Genomic DNA, 8,200 nt, shown 5'->3' on the forward strand with positions numbered 1-8,200 from the left:
TTTAATTTAATTGAACTTAATACAACATAATTTGAATAATCAAAATTTAAAGAAACTTGATTATTTTTCATTATCATGGAGAATTTAATATTATGACTAAATCTTGGAGTGCCGTTATTTTAGCTGGTGGGTTGGGTTCACGTTTAAATCCATTAACTGCGAAAATATGTAAACCAATGGTTCCAGTTGGAAATAAACCAATGGTAGATTATGCCATTGATCATTTACGATATGCAGGTATAAAGAAAATTATCATTGTTGTTAAGCATTTAGGAAATAAGTTGCGTAAACTAATTCAAACAACGTGGAATTCAAAAAGACTTGCTGAAATTGGTATTGAAGTACTTGTTCCTCATGTGGATTCTAAAGGAACTGCTGATGCAGTTCGTAAAGTCTCTTATCTTATCGACACGGATAATTTCGTTGTTAGCATGGCAGATATCGTTACAAACCTACCTATGCGCGAATTCATGGAATTTCATGAAAGCAAGAATGCTCAAGCCACAGTAAGCATGAAAAGGATCGAAGAAATGGCGACAAAATATGGTAATACTCTTCTCGATTCTGAATCACGCATCATTCGCTTTTTAGAAAAGCCCAGTAGTGAAGAAATATATTTATCTGCACTCACCGGTGGAGCATCAGAACCATTACCAATAATCAATACAGGAATTTACTGCTTTAAACATGAGATTCTTGAATTAATCAATTCCTCTGATTTTATGGACTTTGGTAAAGAAGTTTTTCCATATTTGCTCGAACATCGTTATTCTCTTTATGGTTTCGTAAGAAACTATTATTGGCTTGATGTGGGCAATCCTACTACATATCTTTGGAGTAATTGGGATGTTTTAAGACTCTATGGGTATCCAATCACTCCTTATGGTACTAGACAAGGAAATGAGCATATTTGGTATCTAAATAATGAAAAACCCACAGTCTCTCATGATAAATTTGTGTGTTTCGGTTCTGATAATCATTTTGGTGAAAAATCTTATATTCATGAATTATCTGTTATCGGTTCCCATTGCCAAATAGGATCAAATACTCACATTTCAAGAAGTGTTATATGGGATAATTGTAAAATTGGAAATAATGTTCAAATCGAACAATCAGTTATTGCAGACGGTTGTACTATAGGTGATAACTGTATAATTCGCAGTAATTCGATTATTGGGCCAAATACAAAAATTTCATCCAGTATTACTCTTGATGCACAAACCATTAAGGAAGACTCGACAATTCATTAATTAAGCTTCTCATCGTATATCTAGTTATGAAGTAAAACTAATCTGACCAAAGAATTAATAATTTAACAAGAAATACTCTTAATATCAATAGTTAATCTGTGCAAAGGATCTGTATTACGATCATACATTTAGGAACAAAATCTTGTGAAAATGAAAAATGCGCGACGTCCGTGAATATATTTTTAAAGTAAGTGTACTTGGAAATGGTGGAGTTGGTAAAACCTCCATGGTTCTTCAATATACAGAGAATAAATTTAAAGCTAACTATTTAATGACTATAGGTAGCAATTTTGCCATCAAAATGTTAAGATATGATGAAAACACTGTATGCCGGTTGCAGATCTGGGATCTCGCAGGTCAAGCTAGTTTTGCTTTTGTCCGTCCTGGATTTTATCAAGGTAGTTTTGCTACAATATATGTGTTTGATATAACAGATCGGGAAAGTTTTGTAGATATTGAAAATTGGGTAAAAGAAGCCGATCAATATGTTCCTAACGTGCCACGTGTATTGGTGGGAAATAAACTCGATTTAACTGATGAACGAGTTGTGTCTAGATCAGAGGGATTAGCATTAGCTGAGCAGTTAAACGCTCGCTATTATGAGACATCGGCGAAAACTGGCGTAAATTTAGAGAAACTTTTTACTGATTTGAACAATAAATTAGTGGAATTACACGTTTTGAGCAAGAAATCTTCTTTAAGTATTTAAAGGCTGAAAAAGATTTTTTAACTTCGTTTGTTTATATACAGCAAATAATAAATAAAGTAATATATGTGCCAATTATTGGCATCTTAAACTTTTTCATTCTATTGTTCCTATAATTAATATAATTCTAACTAAATCACAATTATAATAACCAACATTGGAGATCCATCATGTCTGCACAAAAAACACCGAAATTTTGTTGGGGTTGTGGCAAACCTTTAAAACCTGGCCAGAAGTTTTGCACTTATTGTGGAAAACCAGTTAAATTCGAGAAAGGAACCCCAGTATCAAGATCTACAGTTAATCAAAAAATACCAGTTGCCCCAAAAACTGCTTCTTTTACTCCAACTTCAGCAGCTAACCTTTACGGAAGAGCACCAAGTGAAGATTTAAGTACAAAATATCACCAAATTATCCAAAACCCTCCAACTGTTCCTGTTGCTCCATCACAATCTGATCTAAAGGGACAAAAATTTACTGGATTATCTGAAAAGTATTCTGATCCATATTTACGCCAGAAGGTAGATAATATTGAAAATATACTATCGGGTGTAGATATTAAGAAAAATTTTGAAAATCTAGATTACAAATTAAATTCAATGAATGTGGAAAATAAACTTATCGATATAGAGCGAAGTATTAGCAATTTGTCCGAAAAATCAAAATCTAATGAAAATATTCTTCAACTTCAAGAAAAATTAAATAATGTTGCAGTAAAAGATGATTTACAGGGGATTTATGATAGAATTGATACTCTTGACATTTCTACTTTAAGCACCATTGATGGTAGATTAGATCAGATTGAGCAAAAATTACAATCTTTACCTACAACATTTGATTCTGAGCAAACAGTGAATTTGGCAAAAAACACAATAACTCGATTGAATTCAATTGAAGAAAAATTAAATACAAATAATATGGAAACTCGTACACGATTACATCGATTGGATGAGAAAATAACCGAATTTGATCGACGAATTGAACGATTTACGAATAACCTTGAGTTATTAGTGCCTTCATTAGTTAAATTGACAGAGAAGATTAATCAATTACAAGAAAAAGTTACTATTTTATCAAAAAGAACTGCTTCCATTGAATTTCGACAAAAAAAATTGGATTTACCTCCATTTCCTCAAAAAGTTAGTGAGAAAAGTGCTTCAAAGGGAGAAATACAACCAAAAATTGTTGAATATCAAGAGAAATCTGTAGATGCCTCATCTTCACCCGTTGAATCTTTAGAAACTTCTTCAAAAACATCTTCTGAACCAGAGATAAATGAAAAATCATCGAATTCTGAAGAGAATGCAAATGATAAAGAGAATGAGGAAGCGACAAATTTCCACCAAGCAATGACTGAGTGATAATCATTGCACATTTATTTTTCCTTTTATGTAAAGCATTTTTTTTAGATTTGAATACAATTCTTTAATGTATTCTTGCTGTACTAATAATAACGTAAAATTTTGCAAATTTATTTCAAAAGAAGACTAATTATTTTTTTTTCAAATGATAAAAAGCTTTAACAGATTTCTTACTTCTCTTTTAAAAGATGTTTACACACTTTGAATTTGTCTCATTTTAATCTCTATAAAAACTTTCCATCCAAGCTTGCTGAGTAGATGCTCGTTTTCATTTAAAGATCGAATATTATATGTAGTATTTTATATCTATAAAAGGGACAATGTCTCGAGAAACAATCTTGAAACCTCTTTTTCAAGATAATATTTCAATTTCATGAGGGAAACTTATTCGCACTCCTCATTTAGGTAATAATGACTCGAAGAAAAATTGTTCATCCTTTTTAGATAAAAATTTGAATATTCAGAAAAAAATTGTCTTTATCTCAAAAGATATATATATATAATGTTAATTAATCTGATTTGATAATCTTTTGATTATCTAAAAAGAGGAAGTTCAAAAATATCAATTTTAGGAAAAATACATATAGTAATGGGCTTGATATACAATTGAATTACAATTATCTATGGAATGTATGTATCATTCCAGCGGATTTAATTGTTGCTTTAGCAAATCCTGCTTTAGTATCTGCAACAATGTTAGCTTCGTACTTTAACAGTACTGCATCTGATTCGGGATATATTGAAATTGGTATCCCCAACTTTTATGATGGTAATGGTGTAAGTGGAGACAGTAAAATTTGGAGACAGACAGTGCAGGAAACACAAATTGATCTAAGATAAAGAAGATCATTTTAATGATAATAGTTAATTTCAATCTGTTAAAAATCGAAAATATATTAATAATCTAAGCACAATTTCATCTTTCAGGATAGTTATCCTTTTTTTTATGTTTATCAAAATGGGAGAATAATAAATGATAAAAAGTAAAAAAATTATACTTATTATTTCAATATTATTTGTGATAATTAGTATTTTCCCTAATTCTGGAAAATCTACAGATAATACCCTTGTTTGGGACGATAGTTTTATTGAAAAAGGAAATTACAATATCTCATTTCAAGTAAATATTGAAGTAATTACACCTTCTGAAGTCCTCATGTATGAAGCTAATCAGTTTCAAGTGAATATCAAAATAACTCCAAATGAGAAGGTAACATGGATTGAAACTTATGAAATTACTCTTTATTTTGCTCCAGAATCAAGTAATTTAGTCGCAACAATTAATTCAATTAAAAATCCAAACGAACAAGTTAATTTCTCTGAAAATACTACAAGTGCTGATTTTTCATATACATTAATCACTAATAATACTCTTGATTTCACAAGAGGAACGAAATACTATTTCTCCTGTGAATTAGATTTTGGTTATTCTCGAATAATAAATGGGAGTGAAAATGATGGAACAAATATGATTCATTCGACAAAATGGTTAGGGCCTTTATCAGTTAATATGAATGAATCGAATAATCCATTCAATGCTAATTTTAATGATCCTATTCTCATCGATTGGCCTAGATTTTTAATCTTTTTGGCAATTGTAACTTTTTGTGGAACTGCCTTTATTTTAATTTATAAGCAAAATAAAAAAAATATAAATAGGAAGGGATTCCATAGACTTAAGAGAAAAAAGAATATAAAAAAGTAATTCTGGGAAAAGAGAGGAAATATTTTGGCGTTATCACTTATTAAGCTTTATTGGAAAAACTCAAAAAAAAAAAGTTTGTTCTTTTTTTTTTTTTTCTTATGCCTTATTTCAATAAATTCAATCTTTGTCGTTAATGAGTATTGTAGGGTTGATTTATATAGAGACGCATATTCAGAATTAAATAAAACAAATTCTGATTTTGTTATTAAATTTACTGAGAATCAAGTAATGAATGATTCAATATTTAGTTCTATTAAGCAAAAAACTCAAGAAATCGCAAAAGATAATGGATTTACCAATTTAAGTTGCAGGAAAGAAATTAAATTTGTAATTCAATCTTTTTTTAGCAATTATCAAAGCAGTAATGAAAGTTATTACAATATATCATCTGAATTTGAATCCATGACCATGCATGTAATCGCAATTGAAGATTCTCTTTTTCAAAAACTAAAAAGGAATTGTTCTTCAAATGATATTATTTATATTGATAACCCATTAATTGATAATTTGAAACTAAAAAACTTAACTCAAGTCACCAATATCCTTTTTGAAAACTCATTTAATTTATCTTCTGCTTTCGAAATTTCAAAGGATAATCTTTTTCTTTCTCAAATTGTCAGTTTAAAATTTACTAAATTTCCCATTTCTGAAGCAGCGAATCCTGTAATTATAATTTCACTTAATAATTCTCAAAAAAATTTCCATGAAAATGTTAATATTGGTAATAATATCGAAGAATTTATTATCATTAATTTTCAAAAAGAATTAATCTTTAAAATGAAAAATGAGCAATTATTGAAGAAACTTCAGTATTTCAATTTTGACATATATAAGAATCTCAAATATGATATCGATTGCTTGAATAGTTTCGAAGAAACGAATGAACTTGTCAATAATATTTTAGAATTCCAGCAACATCTATCAAATTTTGGCTTGATCATTATCTTGATGATTATATTTTTCTTTGGAATACCAATATTTAAAGAATATTTACGTTCTCAACAAGACCTCATTCAAAAATTCCTAAATTATAATTTTTCACCTAAAAAATTATTAAATTTTAATTTGATAGAATCAATTTTTTTACTTATAATTGGAGTATTAATGATAATATTTACTGAAATCTTTATTGGAAGATTCTTTTTTAAATTACAATATTCTGTTTCGACAATATTAAATTCAAACACCTTTATATTAAGTTTTTTTTCCATTATCTTATTTGTAATTATTAAAATGTTATTTATTGGAATTATCATTTTAAAATCTTCTAAAATTCGTGAATATTCGCTTAAGGAAGCTACTTTTAATAAGATAAAAATCAAAACATATGATATCCTTACATTAATATCAAGTGGGGCTATAATTTCATTAATAATTATTAAATCAATAAATATTGTAAAATTAATTAACCAATTTGCTTTAGAATGTTTAATTTACAGTATAATTTTCTTATTTATATATGAAAGTGGAAAAATTATATTCTATTTGCTTAAAAGACTGCAGGAACAATTATATTTAAAAAAACTAAGAAAGAAATCAATTTTTTTCCTAATTCATACTTTAAATGAAGTTTCACCTGTAAAATCAAAAATGAATCTTTTAATCATAATTACTTTTATTATTTCACAAATTTTGTTTCAATCAACATATCAAATTCAAGATTATACCATTGACGAAATTTCGTTTAATCTTGGTAGTGAAATTGTATCAGAAAGTCTAAATATGAAAGAGTTCAATCAAATGAAAAATAATATTTCAGAATTAGAAGACAATTTTAACATTATGGTAAGAATTAATTTTTCTTTTTCCTCTGATTTTTTAGGACTTCATGAAAATTTCCACTTTTTTGGATTTAATATAAATAATTCTGATCTAAATGAAATAATGTTCTTTGATTTTTCAAATTTGAAAAATTCCAATTTTACTTCTCTTTTGGCAGAAAATAAGTCGATTATTTTACAAAAAAATGCTAATTTTTTTAATATTTATGAAAATGAACAAGTTCAAATTAAAATTCCTTCTGAAATAAAAAATCAAAGTGATTACTATAATACTACAATATCTGCAATATTTAATTACTTTCCTTCGATCTCACACCTAGATTATCCAACAGGTGATTTTGTGCTAATTACCAGTATAAAAAATATGTTTAATTTATTTTCTTCAAAATTTATACAAGATTATGCTCAAATTAAATTATTCATTAAAATTCGGGATTCTATTAGAAATCAATCTTTAGAAGATATTCAAGAATTATTAAATCTTAAATTGGAGCCAATCTCCTTCAGATTTTTGAGTTCAGAACTGCAATCACCTAAAATTAAGTTGAAATCAGATTTTGAACAATTTTCTCAAAATTTAATTCAATTTTTGTTAGGTATACTCTTTCTATTTTACTTAATCTTTTATTCTAAAGAAATTTACGCTCAACAAAAAAACACAAAAAATCTTTTTACAATATTTGGAGGAAATAGACAGAAATTGATAACTTCAAATATTCTATCTATGTTCTCTTCCTATATAATTAATATTTGTGTCTTTTTCTTTATATTCTTTGGAATCGAATTTTATATTTTACAAATTCTTTTTCCCAATGAAAAATATCCTTTGATAATTAGTTATAATAAAATCTTTTTCATTGTTGAATCCATAATATTCTTCTTAATAGATTTATTCCAAATTTTTTATTTTATAAACCAAACAAGGGAAAATAATGATTGAATTTAACGAAATTATCAAAATTTATGAAACTAATATGGATGTTGTACCTGTATTAAAGGGAATTTCAGGGAAAATAAAAAAAGGTGATTGTATTGCAATTATGGGGGCATCTGGTTCAGGAAAATCTACTTTCCTTTCAATATTATTAGGAAAAACCTTTGTATCTGCTGGAGAAATTATGATAACTTTTTCAAATAGAGAAAAAAAAACCAAAATTGTTCTAACTGATGAATTAAATTCTAATGAGTGTAAAATAATAAGAGAGAAAATAGCATTTGTTCCCCAAAAAATCGAAACGGTTCTTTTTGAAGAATCTAAAGTTATTGAAGTAATGAGAATTTTTAATTTCCCTTGTTCGACAAAAATAATTTATTTTTTAATCTTTTTAAATCTCACTATGCACATATTTCACTCGTTAATAATGCTGACATTGCCATATTAACCATTTTCGAAGAGA

Annotated in this window: 7 protein-coding genes; all 7 read left to right on the plus strand. The window is 27.5% G+C overall.

What is annotated here, in order from left to right:
* The first annotated feature begins 92 nt into the window (after nt 1-92).
* The gene (locus tag ACXLDF_RS02305) at nt 93-1,250 is read left to right on the plus strand and encodes a sugar phosphate nucleotidyltransferase (RefSeq protein ID WP_457556877.1); all 1,158 of its coding nucleotides are present in this window, start codon (nt 93-95) and stop codon (nt 1,248-1,250) included.
* Nucleotides 1,251-1,407: 157 nt separating this feature from the next.
* Entirely contained in the window at nt 1,408-1,959 is a 552-nt protein-coding gene (locus ACXLDF_RS02310) for a GTP-binding protein (RefSeq protein ID WP_457556878.1), read from the plus strand.
* Between the two features lie 167 nt (nt 1,960-2,126).
* On the plus strand, nt 2,127-3,317 hold the full coding sequence (locus ACXLDF_RS02315; protein WP_457556879.1) for a zinc ribbon domain-containing protein: 1,191 nt from the start codon (nt 2,127-2,129) through the stop codon (nt 3,315-3,317).
* Between the two features lie 606 nt (nt 3,318-3,923).
* Nucleotides 3,924-4,157 (plus strand): hypothetical protein, encoded by a 234-nt coding sequence (locus ACXLDF_RS02320; protein ID WP_457556880.1) that lies wholly within the window; start codon nt 3,924-3,926, stop codon nt 4,155-4,157.
* Nucleotides 4,158-4,290: 133 nt separating this feature from the next.
* Nucleotides 4,291-5,022, plus strand: a complete 732-nt coding sequence (locus ACXLDF_RS02325; protein ID WP_457556881.1) for a hypothetical protein — start codon at nt 4,291-4,293, stop codon at nt 5,020-5,022.
* Between the two features lie 228 nt (nt 5,023-5,250).
* Nucleotides 5,251-7,743, plus strand: coding sequence for a hypothetical protein (locus ACXLDF_RS02330; protein ID WP_457556882.1), 2,493 nt, complete (start codon nt 5,251-5,253; stop codon nt 7,741-7,743).
* Nucleotides 7,736-8,185 (plus strand): ATP-binding cassette domain-containing protein, encoded by a 450-nt coding sequence (locus ACXLDF_RS02335; protein WP_457556883.1) that lies wholly within the window; start codon nt 7,736-7,738, stop codon nt 8,183-8,185. The genes ACXLDF_RS02330 and ACXLDF_RS02335 overlap by 8 nt, the downstream gene beginning before the upstream one ends.
* Nucleotides 8,186-8,200 lie beyond the last annotated feature (15 nt).

The organism is Candidatus Harpocratesius sp. (assembly GCF_054039255.1).

Coding starts and splice junctions, on each gene's coding strand:
- ACXLDF_RS02325 (WP_457556881.1), top strand. CDS start 4,291: ATGATAAAAAGTAAAAAAATTATACTTATTATTTCAATATTATTTGTG.
- ACXLDF_RS02335 (WP_457556883.1), top strand. CDS start 7,736: ATGATTGAATTTAACGAAATTATCAAAATTTATGAAACTAATATGGAT.
- ACXLDF_RS02305 (WP_457556877.1), top strand. CDS start 93: ATGACTAAATCTTGGAGTGCCGTTATTTTAGCTGGTGGGTTGGGTTCA.
- ACXLDF_RS02315 (WP_457556879.1), top strand. CDS start 2,127: ATGTCTGCACAAAAAACACCGAAATTTTGTTGGGGTTGTGGCAAACCT.
- ACXLDF_RS02330 (WP_457556882.1), top strand. CDS start 5,251: ATGAATGATTCAATATTTAGTTCTATTAAGCAAAAAACTCAAGAAATC.
- ACXLDF_RS02310 (WP_457556878.1), top strand. CDS start 1,408: ATGCGCGACGTCCGTGAATATATTTTTAAAGTAAGTGTACTTGGAAAT.